The 22534-nt window shown below is 55.9% G+C and carries 22 protein-coding genes; 11 read left to right on the forward strand and 11 right to left on the reverse strand.

All coding sequences use genetic code 11. From position 1 onward, the window contains the following. The first annotated feature begins 74 nt into the window (after window positions 1-74). The 7 genes from ACR0JB_RS04030 to ACR0JB_RS04060 all read left to right on the forward strand — a co-directional run bounded on the left by ACR0JB_RS04030 (window position 75) and on the right by ACR0JB_RS04060 (window position 7644). Window positions 75-1172, forward strand: coding sequence for an ABC transporter substrate-binding protein (locus ACR0JB_RS04030; RefSeq protein ID WP_170393819.1), 1098 nt, complete (start codon window positions 75-77; stop codon window positions 1170-1172). A gap of 70 nt (window positions 1173-1242) precedes the next feature. After that, window positions 1243-2517, forward strand: a complete 1275-nt coding sequence (locus ACR0JB_RS04035; RefSeq protein ID WP_480789694.1) for an ABC transporter permease — start codon at window positions 1243-1245, stop codon at window positions 2515-2517. A gap of 5 nt (window positions 2518-2522) precedes the next feature. Next, complete coding sequence (locus tag ACR0JB_RS04040) at window positions 2523-3734, forward strand: ABC transporter permease (protein WP_170348513.1); 1212 nt, start codon at window positions 2523-2525, stop codon at window positions 3732-3734. A gap of 160 nt (window positions 3735-3894) precedes the next feature. Next, on the forward strand, window positions 3895-5115 hold the full coding sequence (locus tag ACR0JB_RS04045; protein WP_480789695.1) for an aminopeptidase P family protein: 1221 nt from the start codon (window positions 3895-3897) through the stop codon (window positions 5113-5115). Between the two features lie 134 nt (window positions 5116-5249). Continuing rightward, window positions 5250-6092, forward strand: a complete 843-nt coding sequence (locus ACR0JB_RS04050) for a glycosyltransferase family 25 protein (protein ID WP_480789696.1) — start codon at window positions 5250-5252, stop codon at window positions 6090-6092. A 128-nt stretch (window positions 6093-6220) separates the two neighbouring features. Further along, window positions 6221-6589: a group I truncated hemoglobin gene (locus ACR0JB_RS04055; protein ID WP_170348516.1), complete on the forward strand. Its 369-nt coding sequence runs from the start codon at window positions 6221-6223 to the stop codon at window positions 6587-6589. Next, on the forward strand, window positions 6586-7644 hold the full coding sequence (locus ACR0JB_RS04060; RefSeq protein WP_170348517.1) for an adenylate/guanylate cyclase domain-containing protein: 1059 nt from the start codon (window positions 6586-6588) through the stop codon (window positions 7642-7644). The genes ACR0JB_RS04055 and ACR0JB_RS04060 overlap by 4 nt, the downstream gene beginning before the upstream one ends. A gap of 3 nt (window positions 7645-7647) precedes the next feature. Here the strand turns inward: ACR0JB_RS04060 and ACR0JB_RS04065 are convergent, their stop codons facing one another. The 9 genes from ACR0JB_RS04065 to guaA form a co-directional block, all read right to left on the reverse strand. Then, complete coding sequence (locus tag ACR0JB_RS04065) at window positions 7648-8262, reverse strand: TetR/AcrR family transcriptional regulator (RefSeq protein WP_170393826.1); 615 nt, start codon at window positions 8260-8262, stop codon at window positions 7648-7650. A gap of 75 nt (window positions 8263-8337) precedes the next feature. Continuing rightward, complete coding sequence (gene ppk2, locus ACR0JB_RS04070) at window positions 8338-9207, reverse strand: polyphosphate kinase 2 (RefSeq protein ID WP_170375068.1); 870 nt, start codon at window positions 9205-9207, stop codon at window positions 8338-8340. Between the two features lie 49 nt (window positions 9208-9256). Beyond that, window positions 9257-10204 (reverse strand): alpha/beta fold hydrolase, encoded by a 948-nt coding sequence (locus ACR0JB_RS04075; RefSeq protein WP_170393828.1) that lies wholly within the window; start codon window positions 10202-10204, stop codon window positions 9257-9259. 7 nt (window positions 10205-10211) lie between these two features. Further along, a complete protein-coding gene (metA, locus tag ACR0JB_RS04080) occupies window positions 10212-11150 on the reverse strand; it encodes a homoserine O-acetyltransferase MetA (protein ID WP_170348521.1) in 939 nt (312 codons plus the stop codon). A 39-nt stretch (window positions 11151-11189) separates the two neighbouring features. Beyond that, window positions 11190-12062, reverse strand: coding sequence for an ATPase (locus ACR0JB_RS04085; protein ID WP_170393830.1), 873 nt, complete (start codon window positions 12060-12062; stop codon window positions 11190-11192). A 223-nt stretch (window positions 12063-12285) separates the two neighbouring features. Beyond that, window positions 12286-12468, reverse strand: coding sequence for a hypothetical protein (locus tag ACR0JB_RS04090; protein WP_170393831.1), 183 nt, complete (start codon window positions 12466-12468; stop codon window positions 12286-12288). Window positions 12469-13103: 635 nt separating this feature from the next. Then, window positions 13104-14237: an OmpP1/FadL family transporter gene (locus tag ACR0JB_RS04095; protein ID WP_170348524.1), complete on the reverse strand. Its 1134-nt coding sequence runs from the start codon at window positions 14235-14237 to the stop codon at window positions 13104-13106. A gap of 121 nt (window positions 14238-14358) precedes the next feature. Then, complete coding sequence (locus tag ACR0JB_RS04100) at window positions 14359-15264, reverse strand: DMT family transporter (RefSeq protein WP_170348525.1); 906 nt, start codon at window positions 15262-15264, stop codon at window positions 14359-14361. A gap of 95 nt (window positions 15265-15359) precedes the next feature. Then, window positions 15360-16919, reverse strand: coding sequence for a glutamine-hydrolyzing GMP synthase (gene guaA / locus ACR0JB_RS04105; protein WP_480789697.1), 1560 nt, complete (start codon window positions 16917-16919; stop codon window positions 15360-15362). Window positions 16920-17000: 81 nt separating this feature from the next. Between guaA and ACR0JB_RS04110 the strand changes: the two genes are divergently transcribed. Both ACR0JB_RS04110 and ACR0JB_RS04115 read left to right on the forward strand, forming a co-directional pair. Then, window positions 17001-17438, forward strand: coding sequence for a GNAT family N-acetyltransferase (locus tag ACR0JB_RS04110; RefSeq protein ID WP_480789698.1), 438 nt, complete (start codon window positions 17001-17003; stop codon window positions 17436-17438). A 282-nt stretch (window positions 17439-17720) separates the two neighbouring features. Continuing rightward, complete coding sequence (locus ACR0JB_RS04115) at window positions 17721-19265, forward strand: trimethylamine methyltransferase family protein (protein WP_170358206.1); 1545 nt, start codon at window positions 17721-17723, stop codon at window positions 19263-19265. Here the strand turns inward: ACR0JB_RS04115 and ACR0JB_RS04120 are convergent, their stop codons facing one another. Next, window positions 19266-19565, reverse strand: coding sequence for a DUF6477 family protein (locus ACR0JB_RS04120; RefSeq protein WP_480789699.1), 300 nt, complete (start codon window positions 19563-19565; stop codon window positions 19266-19268). 241 nt (window positions 19566-19806) lie between these two features. Between ACR0JB_RS04120 and ACR0JB_RS04125 the strand changes: the two genes are divergently transcribed. Next, complete coding sequence (locus ACR0JB_RS04125) at window positions 19807-20934, forward strand: DUF6456 domain-containing protein (protein WP_480789700.1); 1128 nt, start codon at window positions 19807-19809, stop codon at window positions 20932-20934. Window positions 20935-20986: 52 nt separating this feature from the next. Further along, a complete protein-coding gene (locus ACR0JB_RS04130; protein WP_170577526.1) occupies window positions 20987-21910 on the forward strand; it encodes a hydrogen peroxide-inducible genes activator in 924 nt (307 codons plus the stop codon). Between the two features lie 50 nt (window positions 21911-21960). Here the strand turns inward: ACR0JB_RS04130 and ACR0JB_RS04135 are convergent, their stop codons facing one another. Further along, window positions 21961-22509: a peroxiredoxin gene (locus ACR0JB_RS04135; RefSeq protein WP_170505113.1), complete on the reverse strand. Its 549-nt coding sequence runs from the start codon at window positions 22507-22509 to the stop codon at window positions 21961-21963. Between the last annotated feature and the right edge of the window lie 25 nt (window positions 22510-22534).

Consider the following 22534-nt stretch of genomic DNA (forward strand, 5'->3'; position numbering starts at 1 on the left):
GGATATCAGATGATCAGGCACCCCGTGACCTGATCTGAAAAGCTAAAATTAACGGGAATAACAGGGAGTTAACAATGAAAGTTACCAAAACCACTCTATTGGCGAGTGCGGTTGCCGCAATTGCTGGTGGCGCTATGGCCGAAGAGATGACAATCGTCTCGTGGGGCGGCGCGTATTCCAAATCGCAGTTGAAAGCGTACCACGAGCCCTATTCGGAAAAGACTGGTGTCACCATTCTGAATGATGACAGCTCGCCCGAAGGTGTTGCCAAGCTGCGCGCTATGAACGAAGCGGGCAACGTCACGTGGGACGTTGTCGATCTTGAAGCCGCTGACAATATTCGAGCCTGCGACGAAGGCCTGATTATTGAAATCGACCCAGACGTGCATCTGGCCCCTGCGCCTGATGGGACACCAGCGTCTGAGGACTTTGGCGATCAGCTTGTCTCGCCTTGCTACATTCCGACGATTGTTTATTCGACAACCTTCGGCTATCGCACCGATATGGTGCCTGAAGGTGTAGATGCTCCGACCGGAGCATGTGACGTATTCGACCTTGAGAAGTATCCAGGCAAACGTGCACTCAACAAACGCCCGATCGCCAATATGGAATGGGCCCTGCTTTGTGATGGCGTAGCGTACGAAGACGTATACGACACGCTTGAAACTGAAGAGGGTGTTGAACGTGCGTTGGCCAAGCTGGACACGATCAAGGACCAGACGATCTGGTGGTCGGCCGCCGCCGAGCCGGTTCAGCTTTTGGCTGATGGTGAGATCTTTATGGGATCCACCTATAATGGCCGTCTGTTCTCGATGATTGTCGAGCAGAATCAGCCTGTTGGCATGGCTTGGGACTGGCAGATGTTTGATCTGGACGGCTGGGCCATCCCGGCTGGTCTGAGCCCTGAGCGTGAGGCACGGGCCTTGGATTACATCCGGTTCTCGTCCGATACACAGCGTCTGGCGGATCAGGCAAAATACATCTCGTATGGTCCGGCACGTAAGTCCTCGGCGCCTCTGGTCGATAAGCATGCCGATCTGGGTATCGACATGGCACCGCACATGCCGACTGATCCGCGTAACGCGAAAAACACCTTTGTGAACAACTACGAATGGTGGGCTGACTACCGCGATGATCTGGACGCACGTTTCCAGGCCTGGCTGTCGCAGTAACCTTTCAAGTTCAAAAAACCAGTCAGGGGGCGGCACGCTGCCCCTTGACCCATAAAACCAAGGGGCACTGATGACTGACGCAAGCCAAAACGCAGGACCGATGCTGGCCGCGGACGGAACGCCGCTCAAGCAATCTCTGGCACGTTCATTAAGACGGCAAAAGCTGCGCGCTCTGTTATTGATTGCGCCCCTTCTTCTGTTCGTTCTGTTCTCGTTCATAATTCCGATTGCGTCGATGCTGTTCCGTTCGGTGGAAAACGGTATCGTGGAAAAAACGCTGCCTCTGACGGTCGTGGCGTTGGAAAATTGGGATGAAAAAAGCGGCGAACTGCCGGACGAGGCCGTCTATGACGCCTTTGTCAATGACATGATCATTGCGGTTGCTGAAAAGAAACACACCCGGTTGGGATCACGGTTGAACTATGAAGAACCGGGCATCTCGTCCCTGTTCCGTAAATCCGGTCGAAAAATCCGGAAATGGGACCCTGAAACGGATGCGCCGTTCAAAGAAAAGCTTATTGACGCGGACAAAGGATGGGGGGACGTCGAAAACTGGCGTGTGATCAAGACCCATTCCCGAAACGTGACCCCCGGCTATTTTCTTGCAGCCGTCGATTTAAGGCTGACGCCCGACGGCGTTGCTGCGCAGCCGGAAGACAAGCAGATACTTGTAAAGCTGTTTGGCCGTACGCTGTTCATGTCCCTGATCATTACTGGGTCCTGTATCCTGCTGGCCTATCCGGTTTCCTACCTGTTGGCGAATTTGCCGATGCGTGTTTCGAACATGCTAATGATCCTGGTGCTGTTGCCCTTCTGGACATCGCTTCTGGTGCGAACTTCGGCTTGGAAAGTGATGCTGCAACAACAAGGTGTCATTAACGAAACTCTGGTTTGGCTTGGGTTGGTCGCAGATGATGCGCGACTTGTGATCATCAACAACCAGATCGGCACGATAGTCGCGATGACGCATATCCTGCTGCCGTTCATGATCCTGCCGATGTATTCGGTGATGCAGACGATCCCGCCGTCTTATACCCGTGCGGCCAAGTCGATGGGGGCCACCAACTGGACCACCTTCTGGCGAATTTACTTCCCACAATCCATTCCGGGAATTGGGGCCGGTTCGATCCTCGTGTTCATTCTGGCCATTGGCTACTACATCACGCCCGAGATCGTGGGTGGCACCAAGGGTGTCTTCATATCGAACCGGATTGCGTATCACATCTCGTCCTCGCTGAACTGGGGACTGGCTGCGGCGTTGGGGACGATCCTGCTGGCGGTCGTCATGCTTCTGTACTGGTGCTACGACAAGATCGTGGGCATCGATAACGTGAAATTGGGATAAATATCATGGCAGCACTTACACCAATATCCCGCAAGCCGTTGTCGATGGTTCTGCCCACAGTCGCCGCCGCCGGAGGTTTCCTCGGCATGTTCGTCGGGGCCGGGCAGGGCAGTGCCCTGCTGGGCATCCTGATAGGTGCCGCGCTGATGGCGGCGCTGGCCTGGGTCTATATCACGGTTCTGGACAATGAACGTGTCGCACGCTGGATCACCATTCTTGGGATGGGGGTGATCGGTTTTCTGTTCGCCGGATTCACGGGGTTGATCGTCGGCTTGCTGGCCGGTTGGTTCTTTGCCTTCTTCATCTTCTGGCTGTACGAAGGGCGCTATCGGCAAAGGCTGCTGCCCTATTTGACGGGCCAGCAGGTGTTTGGACATTACCTGTTTCGGGTTATCTGCGGCGCGATCTTCGTGTTCCTGATCACGCCCATCCTTGTGGTTTTGCCGCTATCGTTCAACGCGCAGGACTTCTTTACCTTCACGCCTGAGATGTTGCGTTTGGACCCCGAAGGCTACTCGCTCAAGCATTACCGTGATTTCTTCACCAACAATGAATGGCAGCGCAGTTTCAAAAACTCGCTGATTATCGCGCCAATCGCGACCGTCATATCGGTTTCACTGGGGACGCTGGCTGCCATTGGTCTCAGCCAGTCGCACGTGCCCGGTCGTCGGGCGATCATGGGTATCCTGATCTCGCCCATGATTGTGCCGCTTATCATTTCGGCCACGGGTATGTTCTTTTTCTACAGCGACATCGGTCGTTTCATGGAGGGAACATTGGGCATGGACAAGAACTTTGTCGGATACATCAAAGTTGTTCTGGCTCATGCGGTTCTGGGTATTCCGTTCGTTATCATTACGGTGACGGCGACGTTGGTCGGGTTTGACCGATCCCTGACGCGGGCCGCGGCGAATATGGGGGCAGGGCCAGTACGGACCTTCTTCAAAATCCAGATGCCGCTGATCTTGCCGGGCGTAATCTCGGGTGGCTTGTTCGCCTTTATCACGTCGTTTGATGAGGTTGTTGTGGTTTTGTTCGTCGGTTCGGCCAGTCAGAAAACGTTGCCCTGGCAGATGTTCACTGGCCTGCGCGAGCAGATCAGCCCGACCATTCTGGCGGTTGCGACCATTCTTGTTGTGATCTCGATTGCGCTGCTGACCACGGTCGAACTGCTGCGGCGTCGGTCTGAACGCTTGCGGGGTCTCAGCCCGGCTTGACGCGACTCGAAAGCTGATTTAGCGATTTCACCATGCACCTCGGTCACGATGGCGTCGTGACGCAACGCGGGGTGCATGGCTCTCGGTTCCCGAGGCCGCTTGTCCTGAACGCCGGGACTTGTGGCCGGGCTTTGCCTGTCCGGCATTGAGGAGAGAGAAGATGAAAGACCTGATCAATCGCCCCGAGTTCTTCACCAGCCACAATGGTGACAAGGCGCCGTTGCCGTTTAGCAAGGCAGAATATGACCGACGCCTAGCCAACCTGCGTGCGACGATGGCGGCACGTGATATCCCGGCGGTGCTGCTGACGTCGATGCACAACATCGCCTACTACTCGGGCTTTTTGTATTGCGCGTTTGGACGCCCGTATGGCTGCGTTGTCACCCAAGAAAGCTGCACCACGGTTTCGGCGAATATCGACGCTGGCCAGCCTTGGCGGCGCTCGGTCGAAGAGAATGTGATCTATACCGATTGGCAACGGAACAACTATTGGCGTGCGGTGGCCAGCCTGATTGGGTCTGCGGGACGGATCGGTATCGAGGGCGATCACATGACACTGGCGATGCGCGATACGGCGTTGGACATGTTGGGCGGGCCGGAACTGGTGGATATCGCACCGGATACGATGGCTGCGCGCATGGTGAAATCCGCGGAAGAAATTGATCTGATCAAAGGTGGTGCGCGTACGGCTGATGTCGGTGGCGCGGCCATCCACGCCGCGATCCGCGAAGGCGCGACCGAGATTGAGATCGCCATGGCCGGTCGCGACGCGATGGAGGCTGAGATTGCGCGCGCCTATCCAGATGCAGAATATCGCGACACGTGGGTTTGGTTCCAGTCCGGTCTGAATACCGATGGGGCGCATAACCCGGTCACAAAACGGGCGCTGCAAAAGGGCGATATCCTGTCGCTGAACACGTTCCCGATGATCTCGGGCTATTACACTGCGCTGGAACGCACCTTGTTTCTGGGTGAACCCGACGCCGAAAGCCTGCGCATCTGGAAGGCGAATGTCGCTGCGCATGAGTTGGGCCTGAGCCTGATCAAACCCGGCGCGACCTGCTCTGGAATCTGTGAAGAGATCAACCGGTTCTTCGCTGACGAAGGTTTGCTGCAATACCGCTCGTTCGGCTATGGTCATTCCTTCGGCATTCTCAGCCACTATTACGGTCGCGAGGCTGGGCTTGAGCTGCGCGAAGACATCGACACTGTGCTGGAGCCCGGTATGGTCGTATCCATTGAACCGATGCTGTGGATCCCCGAAGGCCAGAAAGGCGCAGGCGGGTATCGCGAGCATGACATCCTTGTGGTCGAGGATTCTGGAGCCGAAAACATCACCGGCTTCCCCTATGGCCCCGAACACAACACGATCAGCACCTGATCGGATCGGCAGGAAGGGCGATCTGCCTTTCCTGCCTCACGTTGACGGCAAGGGTCAGCGTGGTCACGCCCTGGTGGGGTTGATTGTCCGGCTCAGCGGTGTGTATCTGACGACAGTGTTTGAAAGGATGCGCCGTGGGACATTACGAACTGCCATCGGGAGCTGCTGCCTATTTTATTAACCTGGATCGGGTGCCCGAGCGGGCCGAGTTCATGGAAGGTCAGTTCGCCGACACAGGATTGCGTGGCGCACAGCGGTTCAGCGCAGTGGACGGTCAGCAACCCGGCGCACTGGATGACAATTGCTACGTTCCCGGCGCCGGTACCCGATGGGGGCTGACACAAAGCGAAATCGCCTGCTTTGAAAGCCACCGGGCCGTTTGGCGGGTTGCTGTGGATCAGAACCTGAGCAAGGTTGCGATTTTTGAGGATGACGTTGAAATGTCGGCTCAGGCCGGGGCCGCCATCGCGGCTTTGCTGGCGGATGATGCGGGTTTTGATCTGATCAAGCTGGATTATTCGCCACGTTCCATGCGGTTTGGGCCGCTTGAGTCGATTGCAGACGTTCCAGTTCGCCCAATGTTGGAAATGGCCCCCAGTTCTGCTGCCTACATTCTGACGCAAGCGGCTTGTCGCAAACTGCTGTCCTGGTCTGAGGAGTATTCGGACCATCTGGACGACTTTATCTCGCTCCCACGTCCCGACTGGCGCATGTGTCAGTGTTTTCCGGCTGTGGGGGTGCAGATGATGTGGTCCAAGCAGCAGGATCAGACTGCCGAACCCGTAAAGGTCAGTGAGCGGTCGCAGGATCAGAAAACCAACAGCGGGTTGGACAAGGGGCCATTGGGGTTCCGTATACGCCGCGAGCTGCAAGCCGCGCGGCGCAAACTGTATTGGCGCGCAGGCGGGCAGGACAGGTTGTTGGCACAGGGTGGGTTTGCGGGCTTTATTCCCTGCGCCGAAGACCTGAACGTCTAACTTGTTACATAGGCCGCCCAAAGGGCGTTCGTGACCATTGATCTGGTAACCCTCGCATAAGCGTTAACAAAACTGTCAGTTTGATATAAGCTTTCAGTGTTTTTGTGGTTGAAGCTTGGGTGTGCGGTGTGAGTCAGACAATCTATGAAAGATACGGCGGATTCAAAACGATCAGTCGGATCGTTATGACGTTCTATGAAATGGCATTGGACTCCGATCAGATCGGTGGTCATTTCGAAGACATCGACATGCCGCGCCTGATCGATCACCAGACCAAGTTCGTGTCTTCTCTGGTTGGTGGTCCTGCTTCTTTTAGCGATGACAGGATTGAGGCGGTTCATCGACACCTGAATATCTCTCATGCGGATTTTGATGAGATGGCCGAACTATTTGCCGAGGCCCTTTCTATGCACGGTATGGAAGACGGTCACATCAAGATCGCCTTGAACGCCATTGAATCCAAACGCGCAATTATTGTAACCCGTGACGCCGCATGAGTATTTCAGCGATAAACGAACAGTTGCTGCGGGCGATCGGAGTTGGCGTGGCTGTTGTGCGTGCCTCAGACCTGAGTTTTGTGTTTCACAATGGGCCGTTTGCCGAATGGTTTGGGGTTCCGACCGAAGGACAGACGCTGCTGGATTTGCTCCCATCTTTGGATCAGCGTGAATTGGAGGACGTCAAGCAATCGGGGCTTCGATACACCGTTGAATTGCAGATCAAGCCAAAACGCAGAACGCTGATTTTTGCAACGGCTGTATCGCTCGCGAATGGCTTGTCTGAACAGGTTTTGGTTGTGGAATGCCAGAACATTACTCGCATCCGCGAGCTGGAAAGCATGATCGATAGCTACTCGACAATGGTCGAACGCAACACGCGCGAATTGGAGCGTGAGAAAGAGCGTGTCGAGCGGTTGTTGCTAAACCTAATGCCGCGGGCGGTGTACGAAGAGTTCAAGACTTTCGGTGTCGTCACGCCGCAACTATATGATCAGGTGTCGGTGGTGATGCTGGATTTCGTGGGCTTTACCGATTTCGCCGCCAAGACCGATCCAACCGTCACGCTAAGCGAGTTGAATGACATTTTCACCGCGTTCGACCGTATCGTCGAACAATTCGGATGCGAGCGGATCAAGACCATCGGTGACGCCTATCTGGCGGTGTCTGGTATGCCTGACGCGACACCGGATCATGCCACGGCCGTGGCACATTGCGCCGTTCGCTTCCTACGGTATCTGGAGCGGCGAAACGAAAGTCACCCCCATAAATGGCAGGCCCGGATTGGCCTTGGCATGGGGGCTGCGGTGGGCTCTGTCGTTGGGATACAGAAATACGTCTATGACGTGTTCGGTCCGGCTGTGAACATTGCTTCGCGCCTGCAAGTCTTTGCAAACCCAATGCATATCGTCGCCCCAGAAGAGATGAAATTTGCCTTGATTGATGAGTTCCAGGTCGCGGATATCGGGCGCGTGGATATCAAAGGCATGGGGGAAATGGAGTTGATTAACGTCACCTCTGGCCTCAGCGCGCCACAGCCGCTGAGCAGGTTCTGATTGTCAGTCGTCCTGCGGCACCAACCCCAAACCCCGCAAATAAATGCCGATGCCGGATTCCAGCAAGTCTTCGGGTGAAAATGGGGAACTGGCGCCAGTGTTGCGGGCGTAAAGTTCAACAACGCCGTGGCTCATGGCCCAGATATGGGCGCTGAACATGGATGCGGGCGGGCGCTTTTCCGGTGGAATGTGTTGCGACAGATCAGCCGCCGCTTTCTCCAGTACTGATTTGGCACGGTTTGCGGCCAAGGATAGTTCAGGCGTTCGATTGATCGAAATCCCGCTTTCGAACATCGCGATGTAGTGGCCAGGATGTTTGCGGGCAAATGCCAGATAGGCACGGCCTGTCGCCTCGAACGCGGCGAGCGCCGAGGGCTGGCCCTTGTCATAGGCGTATTGCATCAGATCCGAGAACATCTCGAACCCTTGCCGGGCGGCTTCGGCGATCAGGTCTTCGCGCCCGTGGAAATGCCGGTAAACCGCAGCGGGGGTGACGCCGGCGGTTTTCGCAGCTTCGGACAGGGTAAAGCCGGTCGGACCTTTTTCTTCGATCAGAGACAGAGCAGCCTCGATCAAAGCCTGTTTCAGGTTCCCGTGGTGATACCCGCGTTTTGTCATTCCTGCTTCAGGTGCCCTTTTTCAAGTTATAGAATTCATGACATAATTCGCGAAAAGACATTCGTCCACCACCTGTCACGCATCCCAAATCTCTGGCCCGCCACAGATATCGGGGTCATTCGCGCCTATGGCGTCTTCGTCCTTTTCGTCATAGTCCAGCGCGTGCAGAACCGTACGAATGGCCGCCAGCCGCGCGCGTTTCTTGTCGTCGGATCGCACGATGGTCCAGGGGCAGTGTTCCGTGTGGCTGCGCGTCAGGGTTTCTTCGATCGACTGGCTGTATTCATCCCATTTGTTCAGACCCGCGATATCAATCGGGCTGAGTTTCCATTGCTTCAGTGGGTCAGTTTCACGCGCCAGAAAACGGTTGAGCTGTTCTGCTCGCCCGACATTGAGCCAGAATTTAAACAGTTTGATCCCGTCATTCACCAAACCGGTTTCCAACGGCAGGACCTGTCGGAAAAACCGTTCACGTTCTTCTGCTGTGCAAAAGCCAAAGACGTTTTCAACAACACCGCGGTTATACCAGCTGCGGTCAAAGAACACGATCTCACCAGCGGCAGGCAAATGTGCGATATATCGTTGAAAATACCACTGACTGCGCTCAGTGTCCGAGGGTTTGCTTAGCGCAACATTGCGTGCGCCGCGTGGGTTCAGGTTTTCGCGGAACCGCTTGATCGTGCCCCCTTTGCCAGCGGCGTCCCGACCTTCGAAAATAAGCAATATGCGATGGTCGGTTTCCTTGAGCCAGGACTGCATCTTGACCAGTTCGATCTGAAGCATTTCCATCTGTTTTTCGTATTCCTTACGCTTCATTCGTTCGTCGTAAGGGAAGGTGGGGTTCAGGATGTCGCCTTTTTCGGACTTTTCGATGGCCGAACGCACCTCTTTCGGGGCGTCATTCTTAAAGTACTTTTCGATGGAGCCTTTTTCGGAACGGGCCATGTGTTACCTCGCCATAAAATCCATATCCTACTATGGATTAGCGGCGGGCCTAACGCAAACCCGCACGTTGCGCGGCACGGTCGATGGCGGCAGCAACTTCTGGTGCAGCAACGACCTGTGGCATGTGCCCAATTCCAGGCAGTTCAATCAGTTCCGCGCCGGGGATTTGTTCGATCAGTCGATGTGAATGCCAGCCCAACCCAACGGTATCATCGGCGGTACCATGGACGATCTCGGTCGGCACGTCGATCTCGCCGTATCGCGGTTGTAGGGCGCGGACTTCTTCCAGCAAATTGGCGCGCTGCTTGGCATTTGCATGCATCGAGGCCCGGCGCATGGTTAGTCCGGGGCCGAAATGGTCGGCATATCCTTCGGGTGCGGTTTGCGGTTCGAACACCTTGTCCAAAGCTTTTTCAACGTACCATTCGGGCACGAAGGCAGTGATCAGGGGCAGGGCGGTGACACTGCCGGTGGGTGTCGCCGCCAATGTGTTGAACCCGTCCAGAGGTGTCTCCCAGGGGATGGCGGCAGCTGCGATCAGGACCAGCCCCGAGATATTGCCTGGCCGCGTAACAGCCCAAGCAAGTGAGACGGATCCGCCATAGCTTTGCCCTGCGACGATGGGCTTTTCCGCACCTAGTTGCGCGGCAGCCTTTTGCAGGATTTCCGCTTGCTCCTCAATGGTCTCACCGTCCGAATTGAAGCTGGCGCTATATCCCAGACCCGGTCGGTCAAACACAATCACACGGTAGTTTTCCGCCAGGATAGGAGCCAGGGCAAAGGTCATGTCGCGCGTGTTGCCGCTGGACCCATGGATCAGCACAACATCCGGGCCTTCACCCATCACCACCGCATGCACTGGGATGCCATTGACTTCGACGATTTGACCTTCGGGGGGAAAGGCGGCTTCGGCACGGGCTTCATTCCGACCAGCGCGCCAGAGTGCGAGGGCCCACAGCACGACCAGCAAAGTCAAAGCTATGAGGCCGACGCGCATCACCGGATCAGGCCCTCAGATCGGTCTGATCGACACCGATCCGATTGATATCATAGGGCGTTGTCCCATAAATCTCGCTGATCCAGTTGCCATAGAGCAAATGCGCATGGCTGCGCCACCTGTTCTGTGGTGTCTGGCTTGGATCGTCGTCCGGATAGTAATTCATGGGCACGTTGATCGGCGTGCCGTTGGCAACATCGCGGTCGTATTCTTGCTTCAACGTATCGCTGTCATATTCGAAATGGTTGAAGATATAGATGGCACGATGGTTCCGATCTTCGACCAGACAGGGACCGACATCGTCGCTGCCCAGCAGGGTTACCAAACCGTTAGCGGCATCAATCTCATTCTGTTTCATTTCCGTCCAGCGGCTGACCGGAATCACGCAATCATCCGAGAATCCGCGCAGGAACGGCGAGGCCGGATTAAGGTTCGCATGCCGGAAACAACCAAACGCCTTAGCGTCCAACATATGTTTCTTGACGCCATGGAAGTGATTGATCATCGCCATTCCACCCCAGCACACACCAAAGGTAGAATGCACATTGGTCTGCGTCCATTCGAACACTTCGCGCATTTCGTCCCAATAGGTGACGTTGTCGAATTCCAGATGCTCAATCGGGGCACCGGTGATGATCAGCCCGTCAAATTTCTCGTCCTTCACCTCCTGAAAAGGGCGATAGAATTCGGCCATATGCTCGGCCGCGGTGTTCTTGGTGCGGTGTTCCGTCATCCGGATCAGCGACAAATCGATCTGCAACGGAGTCGCCCCGATCAGGCGGGCAAACTGATTTTCAGTCTGAATCTTCTTGGGCATCAGATTCAGCAACCCGATCCGCAGGGGGCGAATGTCTTGACGCATTGCCTGATCCTCGGCCATGACCGATACGCCCTCTTGGGTGAGAACGTCAAATGCGGGCAGGTCAGAGGGGATCTTGATCGGCATCAGGTACAAGCCTTTGGAGTTACAGTGTAGAGGCCGTAATTAAGCCCGGTTTGCGCGGGTCTCAAGGGTGCGTTCGATCAACTCATCGAAATCAGCGGCATCACGGACCTTGTGCATGTCATCAGCGGTGACTGTTACACCCCAATTGTCCGCCATCGCCTGATAGCGGGGTTGCCGATGCGCCAGCGCCTGCGCGTAAGTCCAGCGGATGAACGCGTCGGGGTCTACATCCTCGGATCGGCAGTTATACTGGGTCAGGTAGTCGTCCCAAACACGGACCAGAAATTCCGGCTGATAAGACATCGGTTTGGGCGCTTTATCAAAGCGGCTGATCAGCTCTGCCGTGTGATCTTCATCCCCTTGAATCCAAATCATCAAGGTTTGGCGAGACAGTTCGGACAACACGTGATCTGTAGAATTTTCCGGGTCTACCCATTCGCAGATCGACCCGCCGGTGTCGCAGATAAAATGCGGGTATTCGTACAGACGTTGTGCCCGGTCGATGAAATACTCGGTATCCAGAAGCGCGTGAATTTCCGCCTGCCGGAATTGTTCCTGCCTGCGTTTGTATTCGGGCAGCTTCAAACCACCTAGCGCTGGATTTCCGGGCTTACCCAAATAGGCGGCGACAGGCGTCAGGTTCTCGAACGAGATATTCGAGCCGATAAAGATCGAATCCGACAACAGCAGTTCGCGCAGAAAGGGGACTTTCATCGCCTCGGCTTTGGCGTTGTCGGCTATGTATTCGCCCATGTACCGGGTACCGATGCGGTAATCGATCGAATAGTGGAACCAATCGCCCGAGTCGCGCAGCACGTTCGACACATAGGTTTTGCCCAGGCCCGACATGCCAAAGAACAGCACCTTTTTTCGCGCCGCATCGCGCCAGTCTTTAGCCGAGCCGTAGATCATCTTCCGACATCCCTTTTTCCGACCTTGCTAAAACGGGCAGCGGGTGGCGTCAATCGCGTGTGTCCGAACGGTTTGGGATTAGCCGCCTGACAATGGTCGCACCCCAATAAACTAACCGGCCCCCTCTGGCACGAGATCTGGCTAGTATCGATATACAACTGCTCTCAAATCATCCCGGAAAACGGAATGGCGATGATCAGCAGCCCTATGATCCCAAATGCCATCAAGACGCGCGGGCTGTGCTGTTGAACAGAGTGGAGGAGGTGGGGCCGCTAAGGGGGAATGTCAGACCAAAGCGAAGGGTATCGATATCGCCGCTTGCACGGCCGATTTCGATATCCGTTCTGGCCTGTTCCAGAGACACTTGTCCGAGAGCTTCGCTGGTCTCAAGCAGGTTATAGTCCACGCCGATACCCTGCGTTGTGGAATCCAAATCGAGGTAGCTAAACGACTGATGCACGAGACTGGCGTAAGTTCCCAACCGTTGTTGAATCGATAGTAACCACCCAAGCCGACGCAATACAGATCAAGGTTTACACCACCACCCGGCACATCGCTGCGAACATAGTGACCACCGAATACCGCATTGTCCGACACTTGATAGTGGAAGCGCGCACAGAAATCGGCTCAATCCGTGCTGTTTGGCAGGCTTGAGGATGTATCCAAGTCGCCGATCCAGGCTTCGAGCCCGGCATAGTCGAGGTTGCCACCCAGAACGCCGCAGTTATCAAATTGGTAACCCTGCGTCGCGCCCAGATCTCAGAAGGTAAGATCCCCAGAAACATTGTCGGGATCGGCGTTGTAATACTTGGCGTCAATCCCCAATGCAGACGGTTGTCGAAGCTCAAAGCGACAGTGAAATCTCCGGTGAAGGTGCCGAAATCGCCACCACCGTTGGAAGTGGAAGATTGTCCATAACCCAAGGTTGCAGCACGGTGAAGTTCCTGTGCGCCTGCAATGGCCGAGGTAATTGAAATCTTGGTAACGCACAAAGAAAAACCCCGCCGGAAGGGCGGGGTTCAACGTTCATTGTTTTATGGATCAGCCCAGCGAGTAAGTGATCTGGAAGCCGACGCTCCAAGCGCTGTTGCCGCTGAATTCTCCCCCGGTGGTGGTAGTGGCGTCTCCAATGTCTGTATACCGGACACCACCGGAAATCTGAGCGCGTTCGAGAGAGTAGGTTCCACCGAGCCCAAGACTCCAGAACCCATCTGTCGGGCCCAAATTTGTGACTTCGGAACCAGTGGATGTTTCATACCCAGCAGTTACCGCACCCGAAAACTCTTCCGAGAACTGATAGCCGAGCCCCAGTGTATACGTGAACGTATCATCTTCGTAGTCGACGAGGTTATCCCCGACAATGTTGACATAGTTGGGCGGCGCAAAAACAGTTTGCGGCCAGTCCACCCATCGAATTGAACCAAACAGCAATGTTTTGGGGGCTACACCGGTTTGGAAATCCAGATTGATGGATTGAGGTGATTCAATCTCAGACTCGGTTTCCGCTGTGACCAGCACCGCACTAGGCGGGAATACAGGCGGCACGAAGTTGAATGACTCTGTCTGGGAAAAATCGTGTGTGATTTTTGAGTTGTAAGTCAGAGCCACACGTGCGGCAATTTCTGGCTTTTCCCACGCAACGCCGACGACATACCCAAATGCGATGTCAGAATCTGTGTCGACTTCGTACCCCGCAGCGGCGGGCACAGCCACGTTGGCTTTCAAACGTTGCGCGCGCAGACCTCCGATAGCGCTGAAGCCACCGTCGAACTTATACCGAACAAGCGCAGTAATTGCGTCCACATCTGCTTTGGCGCGCAGAACATCCGTGCGCCCACCAAACGGCGTTGTCGGGTTGATCGACAACGGGTAGTTTGACGGATACTCGATATCCGCGCCGAACGGCTCATCATAGACCAGTGCGAAATCCAGCCTGTCTGTAAAAGCATGTTTATAGGCTAAATGCGGTGTGAAGAATGACTCGGCAACGTTGCCTGAATCTACGCCATTTTGAGTGCCGCTTACGCTTGGATCAGTATAGCCGAGACGGAATTGTACAACTGATCCCTCTTCGAACAGGATATTGACACCCTGTCCGCTACGATCCAGACCGCCGGCGTAAGCTCCTGTTGTCCCAACGCACACCGCGCACGCCTGTAGAAGCGCTTTTTTCATTCTGTCCTCCCAAAAGGTGTCCTGTTATTCAGACCGGACTATCGAGTGGTGAAGGCCGATCTGTCTTGTGGTGCTCGATACTTTCTTGAGGGTTATATTACCGTCAACTAGTGACGGTGCGTTATTCAGGGTGAGTGTGTCGGGAAACTGTTGCCAAACTGTTACGATTTTCGGCGTGCACGTTCAAAAAGATGCCCGAAAAGATCACGACGGCCCCTAGCAGCGTCCAGTGATCCAGCGGCTCGTGGTACAGAATCATTCCGATCACGGCAATTGTGGGCAGGCGGACAAAATCGAACGGTACAACCACAGTCGCAGGCGCAATAGCCAGAGCGTTGGTGATGCAATAATGCGCCAGTAGTCCTGCCAACCCAATCAATACCAGGAAGGGGATCGTGTTCGCGGTTGGCAGAGCGATCTGCCCATCGATCCCTGCGGCCATCAATCCCAGGACAGCCTGCATGACGGTCAGCCAGAACATGATGCATCCAATGCTGGCAAAACGGGTCAGGGTTTTGGTGGAAATCGTTGTAAATGCGAAGAATACCGCAGACATGGCAGCAGCCAAAATACCAGCGCTCAGAGGCACGGCACCGGGGCGGGTAATAAGCAGGACACCGGCAAAACCAATCAAGGCAGACAGCGCGCGTACAGGTGTTAGCCGTTCCTTCAGCAGCAGCGGAGACAGCAGGATCACCCAGATGGGTTGCGTGAACTCAAGCGCAAAAACCTGTGCCAGAGGAATGACGGTTACCGCGTAGAACCACAAATTCTGACCAATAAAATGCGTCAGGTTTCGGACGCCGTGCAGCCCCAGTCTGTATGTCGAGACCTGATCCCATTTGCGCGACAGTGTCAGAATCACCGCTACAACGAGGATGCCGACGAGGCTGCGGTAAAACATGATTTCGAATGTATCGTGGGCCACGCTCAATTCGCGGCCGGCAACCGCCATCGATGAGAAAGAGGCAATTGCCCCCGTCATCCAAAGCGCGGCTTTGCCGATCTGCGGTCTGCTGCTGTCCATTTACCTGCCTGCGGGATTCGCGGAACTCTAATTTAAAACCTATGGGTTTCTTGCAGGACTTAAACAAAAAAGCCGGGTCAAAGCCCGGCTTTTTGTCATTCCCACTCAATCGTTCCCGGAGGTTTCGAGGTGATGTCATAAGTGCATCGGTTGATGCCCTTGACCTCGTTGATGATCCGCGTGGCGGTCTCACCGAGGAATTCGTGGCTGAACGGATAGTAGTCGGCGGTCATGCCATCGACCGAAGTTACAGCCCGCAGCGCACATGCATAATCATATGTGCGTCCGTCACCCATCACACCGACGGTGCGTACCGGAAGGATGGCAACAAAAGCCTGCCAGATATCATCATACAGACCATGTTTGCGAATCTGGTCGATATAGATGGCGTCGGCTTCGCGCAGGATTTCCAGTTTTTCACGGGTGATCTCGCCTGGGCAGCGAATCGCCAGACCCGGCCCGGGGAAGGGGTGGCGCCCGATGAAGCTCTGCGGCAGGCCAAGTTCGCGGCCCAGTGCGCGAACCTCGTCTTTGAACAGCTCTCGCAGGGGTTCGACCAGTTTCAGGCCCATCTTTTCAGGCAGGCCTCCGACATTGTGGTGCGATTTGATCGTGACCGAGGGGCCGCCCGAGAACGAAACCGATTCGATCACGTCAGGATAGAGCGTGCCCTGGGCCAGGAATTCGGCCCCTTCGATCGTATCAGCGTGTTTCTGGAACACGTCGATGAACAGCTTTCCAATGATCTTGCGTTTGGTTTCCGGGTCGGATTGGCCGTCCAGCTCGCCCAAAAACAGGTCGCTTTCATCTGCGTGTATCAACTGAATGTTGTAGTTGTCGCGGAACATACCGACGACTTCTTCGGCCTCGTTCTTGCGCAACAGGCCGTGATCGACAAACACGCAAGTCAGTTGATCACCAATCGCCTCATGGATCAGGATCGCCGCGACCGAGCTGTCGACGCCGCCGGACAGGCCGCAGATGACTTTTTTGTCGCCGACTTGCTCGCGAATCTTTTCGATCATCTGTTCGCGATAGGCACCCATGGTCCAATCGCCGTTGAAGCCAGCCAGTTTTACGAAGTTTTCGTACAGTTTCGCGCCTCTGGGCGTGTGGTGCACCTCGGGGTGGAACTGAACGGCATAGAAGTGCCGGTTGGTATCAGCCGTGATCGCATAGGGCGCGTTGGGAGAGGTGCCGAAGACCTCGAACCCGGGGGCGATTTCGCTGACGTGGTCGCCGTGGCTCATCCAGACTTGTTCGTCGCCATCCGCGAACCAACCGTTCAGAATATCCAGTTGGTTTTTCGGAGTGACAAAAGCGCGACCGAACTCGGCAGTGCCATGGCCGCTTTCGACCTTGCCGCCAAGTTGATGCATCATCACCTGTTGACCGTAGCAGATGCCAAGTATCGGCACGCCGTAGTCAAAAATCTCTTGCGGGGCGCGGGGGGACCCCTCGCGCGTCACGCTGTCCGGCCCACCGGAAAAGATCACGGCCTTGGGCGCCATTTCGCGCACAAAGTCCATCGTGACGTTTTGATAGGGGTGGATTTCACAATAGACATTCAACTCGCGCAGGCGGCGTGCGATCAGCTGCGTCACCTGGCTGCCGAAGTCGATGATCAGAAGGCGGTCATGGGATGTCTGGCTCATGACTGGCTCTTAGGTCGCGCGGCGGTTATGTGCAAGCGTTATGAAGGCGATTTCAGCCAGATGCAGAGGGAGATGGGATCAATGGCCGTCATTCGTTTCACGGATGCAACGCAGGATGACGTCGAGGCGGTCACAGACTGCATTGCGGCGGCTTATGCCAAGGCGCTTAAAAGCATCGCAGATCTGCCCGATGTAACGGGTGGTTTAGCGAAGGACATCGCGGACCATCGCGTGGTCCTGGCCCACAATGATGATGGGTTGGCAGGGGTGATTATCTTTGCGCAACAAGGTGCTGTGATGAAGGTCGTCAACTTGGCGGTCTCACCTTCGGCGCAGGGGCAGGGAGTTGCCGGAAAGTTGTTGTCTTACGCCGAGGCCGAAGCGTGCGAGGTTGGCTGCACCCATATGGAACTGCGCACCCATCGTTTGAAGCAGGATACGAGGGCGATTTACGCGCATCTCGGCTGGATCGAAGCTGAAGTGGCCGGGAATTCGGTTGCTATGCGCAAAAACCTTTGAGGTTTGTCAGCCCGTCAATTTAGATTTCTCATAACCATCTTGCGAAATGCGACGTACCCAAATTCTGTCGCGTAAAGGGGTTTTCGCTCAGCTAGCGGTTAGGCGGTTTTTGCGAATTCGGTTCCATGCTTTTATCATGAGCGTCAGGAATTAGGGGTTCAAACGACATCGAATAGGCGATCATGTCGCTTTTACCCCTATAGCGCCGTAATCCACGTCTGGTGTGATCTGCGGTTCCGGTAACACGATTTGCAACGTGAACATGACTAACGGGATTATCTCATGGCAGAGGCAAACACCCGACGCAGAGCCAGAGGCGGTGGTGGTGCCGCCCGCAGGGCCGAGCGCACCGCAGTTCGAATCGAAACTGCAAAATACATCGAACGGAATATTCCGAATTTCGAGGTCCTCAACGCAGAAGCGTTGGAGATCATTGAAACCAATGCGGAAACCATTCTGGCTGAGGTCGGCGTTAACTTCGTCGACAATCCGGGCGCGCTGCAGCGCTGGAAAGATGCCGGAGCCGATGTCGATGGTGAACGTGTTCGCATCCCGCGCGGTTTGGCGCGCGAGCTGATCAAAACTGCCCCTAGCGAGTTCACACAACACGCGCGCAACCCCGAGAAATCGGTTGTCATCGGGGGCCGCAATCTGGTGCTGGCACCGGTATACGGCCCTCCATTCGTGCGCGACGCGCAAGGTGGCCGTCGCTATGCGACCATGGACGATTTCAACAAGTTCGTGAAACTGGCCTACATGTCCAAGTGGTTGCACCACTCGGGCGGGACTGTGTGCGAACCGACCGACGTGCCGGTGAACAAGCGTCACCTGGACATGCTGATGGCGCACATGACCCTGTCGGACAAGCCATTCATGGGCTCGGTCACCGACCCCAGCCGGGCGCAGGATTCGGTAGAGATGTGCGAGATCTTGTTCGGCAAAGAGTTCGTGCAGGAAAACACAGTGATGACCTCGCTGACCAACATCAACTCGCCGATGACATTCGACGACGTGATGATGGGATCGCTTGAAGTTTACGCGGCTAACAATCAGGCCTGCATTATCTCTCCCTTTATCGTGGGTGGCGCGATGGCACCGGTTTCGGTGGCAGGGACGCTGACGCAGGTTCTGGCCGAAGTTCTGGCCGGTGTCGCGTATAGCCAGATCATCCGTCCGGGTGCCCCGGCAATCTTTGGTGCCTTCGTGTCATCGATTGACATGAACTCGGGCGCACCGACCTTCGGTACGCCCGAGGCGTCGATGGTTACCTATGGTGCGGGTCAGCTGGCGCGTCGCCTGAACCTGCCGTTCCGCTCGGCCGGGTCGTTCTGTGGCTCGAAACTGCCCGACGCGCAGGCTGCTTACGAAACAGCAAACTCGCTGAACATGGGCCTGATGTCAGGCGTGAACTTCATGCTGCATTCCTGCGGTTGGCTTGAAGGCGGTTTGGTTGCGGACTTCGAGAAGTTCGTCATGGATGCGGATCAACTTGGCGTGCTGCACGGCTTGGCCAAAGGCGTGGCTTACGACGAGAACGCGCAGGCGATGGATGCTATCCGCGAGGTTGGTCCGGGCGGCCACTATCTGGGTTGTGCGCATACGCAGGCGAACTTCAAGGACGCGTTCTGGAAGTCGGAATTGCTGGACTACAAACCGTTCGAAACCTGGGAAGATGAAGGCGCGCGTGACACGCGCCAACTGGCCTCTGCCCGGGTCGAGCATCTGCTGGCCAACTATCAGCAGCCACAACTCGACCCGGCAATCAATGCTGCTCTGAACGAGTACATTGACAAGAAAAAAGCATCCATGCCGGATGCCTTTACCTGATCACTGATATTGCGCGGCGTGGCTTGCCTGAAACAGCTGCGCCTCGCCCAACAACGCGATCAGCAGGTCCAAATGACGGACCAGCGAATAGGCTGCGTCCTCTTCTACGCGCTGCGTGTTAACCTCTCGCTCCATTTCCATCAGACGCATCAGTGCCGCGCCCGTGCCGGGTAGTGATCCATAGCCAAGGATGCGCTGCAGGTGCCGATCCCGGTCATAGTCCTGCGCCCCGTGTTTCGCGGCCCGTGCCAACAGGCGAGGGCGGCGGAGGGTGGTAATCATGGTCATCAGGTCCTGCATTCCGGGGTTCCCTTGTGTGAGTGAACGTCCCTGAATGTGTGACACAACCTAAGCGGGTGTTGCCTTGATTGGGTTCGCGCCGAACTCTGACTTCATGAGTGTTTATGTTTTTGAATCAAATCTGGTCCTTGTCGCTGCGGGTTAACGAACGAGTAACGAAAGCAACTCTAGTTAGAATTGGTTAACAAATTCATCGGGGGCGATTGAAAACAGATTGTTGTGTCGACGAGGGCAAGTAACTATGGAAAACAACATGGCATTCACCATTCCGGCTTGGGTACCTGAGGGGGCACAACGATATCTTGCCCACACAGAGACCGGACAGTCGATCCGCGATATTGCGCGATCTGCAGGGTGCCATGCTTCGACCATACTCAGACAAATCAGGCGCATCGAAATGCGACGGGACGATCCCTTGGTGGATGCCGCGCTGCAATCTCTGGCGGAAACGCATTTCTCGGATTCAGCCGATGGCACGGGCTCGATCCAATTCGGGGCCTTGGCTGTGACCGAACAGGAAACCGCCGCCGCCAAGGACGAAGAATTCAACCGCGAGGCACTGCGAATTTTGCGTCGTTTGTGTGAAACGGGGTCAGTGCTTGCAGTGGCTGAGGAAATGGACAAGGCCGTGGTGGTCCGCGACACCGGAGACAGCGGCGCCACACGAACAGCTGTTGTGGATTGCAAGATTGCGCAGGCGCTGGCGCTGAAAGACTGGATTTCCTGCGACAATCCCGGACGGATTTCGCGGTATCGGATTTCTTCGTCGGGCCGCACGGCGCTGAGTCGCCTTATTGCCGAGGCCGAGAACAAAGCGCGTGAGCGTAGTGAATTTGGATTTGGAATGGCAGATGCACAAGCGCCGTTCCAAGCGCAAATGGCGCCCTGTCAGAGCGTGACTGCAAAACCCGACCGGCCTCGGCGGATTCGCTATAGTGCAGCGGAAAGCCCCCTGATCGCATTGGCACGTCGGCGAGATCGGGACGGAAAGCCTTTTCTTGATGAAACACTTGTGGCGGCGGGCGAACGCCTGCGTGAGGATTTCGAACTGGCGCAGATTGGCCCTCAGGTCGCACAGAATTGGGACCATTTTCTGACTGCAGGGGGGCGCGGTGGTTTCAACAGTGAAGCCCATGCTGGGCACGGGGCGTCGGACGCACGGAATCGGGTTGAACATGCTTTGTCAGATCTGGGTCCGGGTCTCAGCGATGTTGCTTTGCGCTGCTGTTGCTACCTCGAAGGGCTAGAGCTTGCGGAAAAGCGGATGGGCTGGTCGGCGCGCTCGGGCAAGATCGTGTTGCGGATCGCGTTGCAGCGGCTCAAGCGACATTATGAAGGGCAGTCCGAGCGCAATCGCATGATCGGTTAACGGTGCGATATGTTTTGGTTGCACTTGGGTGGATGGGTGATAATCAAAGGTTATGAATTTTACCCTTAGACAGCTGAAATACTTCAGTGCAGTCGCAGAACAGCGCAATTTTGGTCGGGCCGCCCAGGTGTGCCACGTGTCTCAGCCCGCCTTGTCCGTGCAGATCAAGGCGTTAGAGGACAGTTTGGGCGGTCCGCTTTTTGAACGTCAGGCGCGTGACATTCTGCTGACCCCGCTAGGGCGCGACGTGCTGGATCATGCGCGTCAGGTTCTTGGAGCGGCGGACAGGTTAGATCAGTTTGCCAAGGATCGCTCTGGGGGGCACAGGTCGTTGGCGATCGGGATCATCCCAACGATCGCGCCGTATTTGCTGCCGGGTGTGCTGGCTGGGTTGCGATCGTCCGATGTGTCGTTGCGCGTGCAGGTGCGCGAAGCCAGAACTGAGCGTTTGCTGACTATGCTGCGCGCCGGGGAAATCGACGCCGGCGTCATGGCTTTGCCCGCCGGTGGGAGTGAGTTGTTTGAGCTGCCTTTGTTTCAGGATCGCTTCCTGTTGGCTGGCAGCTCAGCGCGCTTGAAGGGCATGGTCCCCAACCCCGAAGCATTACGGCCGCTGGACCTGCAGACCGCGCAACTGATGTTGCTTGATGACGGTCACTGTCTGACCGATCAGGCGCTTGAGGTCTGCGGTCGGGATCGAAGCAGCGGCCTGATCAATATGGGTGCGTCATCGCTTGCGACGTTGTCACGATTGGTGGCTGAGGGGTTTGGTCTGACTCTCATGCCCGAACTGGCCGCGCGCGCGGAATCTGACGCCGTTCCCGGATTGAAACTGCTGCGCTTTGGCACGCCGCAACCGGCGCGGACGGTTGGTCTGGTCCGGCGTGCATCGACTGTGAGCGAGGATTGGTTCGACGGTCTGGCTCAGGTCATCCGCCAAGTCGGAGAAGGCATCGTCACCGCAACACGCGCCTGAAATGAAAAGACCCGCCATGGGCGGGCCTTTGCTTTGATTTAGCGCGAAGCTTAGGCCAGTGCGGGCTCTTTGGCTTCGTTCAGGTGCTTTTTAAGGTTGTCCGGGGACGACACGCCATAGGGGTCTTCGGGGCAGTTATCCATCAGGCCGGGCTCTTCGAACCATGCCTCAACCACACCGTCATTGATGATGGCGGCATAGCGCCACGAGCGCATGCCGAAACCCAGATTGTCCTTGTCGACCAGCATGCCCATCTTGCGAGTGAACTCGCCAGATCCGTCTGGAATGACCTTGACGTTTTCCAGACCTTGGTCCTGTGCCCATTTGTTCATGACAAAGCTGTCATTTACTGACATGCAATAGATGTCGTCGATGCCTTTTTCCTTGAATTCGGCATAGCCGTTTTCAAAGCCGGGCAGTTGGTAGGTCGAACAGGTGGGGGTGAATGCACCGGGCAACGAGAACAGGATCACCCGTTTACCGGCAAAGTAATCTGCAGTGGTCTTGTCTTCCCAACGGAACGGGTTGGGGCCTTCGACAGCCTCGTCACGGACGCGGGTGTGAAAGGTTACGTCAGGCAGTTTAGTACCGGATTTCATGCTCAATTTCCTGTGATTCATCTGT

It is taken from the genome of Ruegeria sp. BI7 (assembly GCF_056537925.1).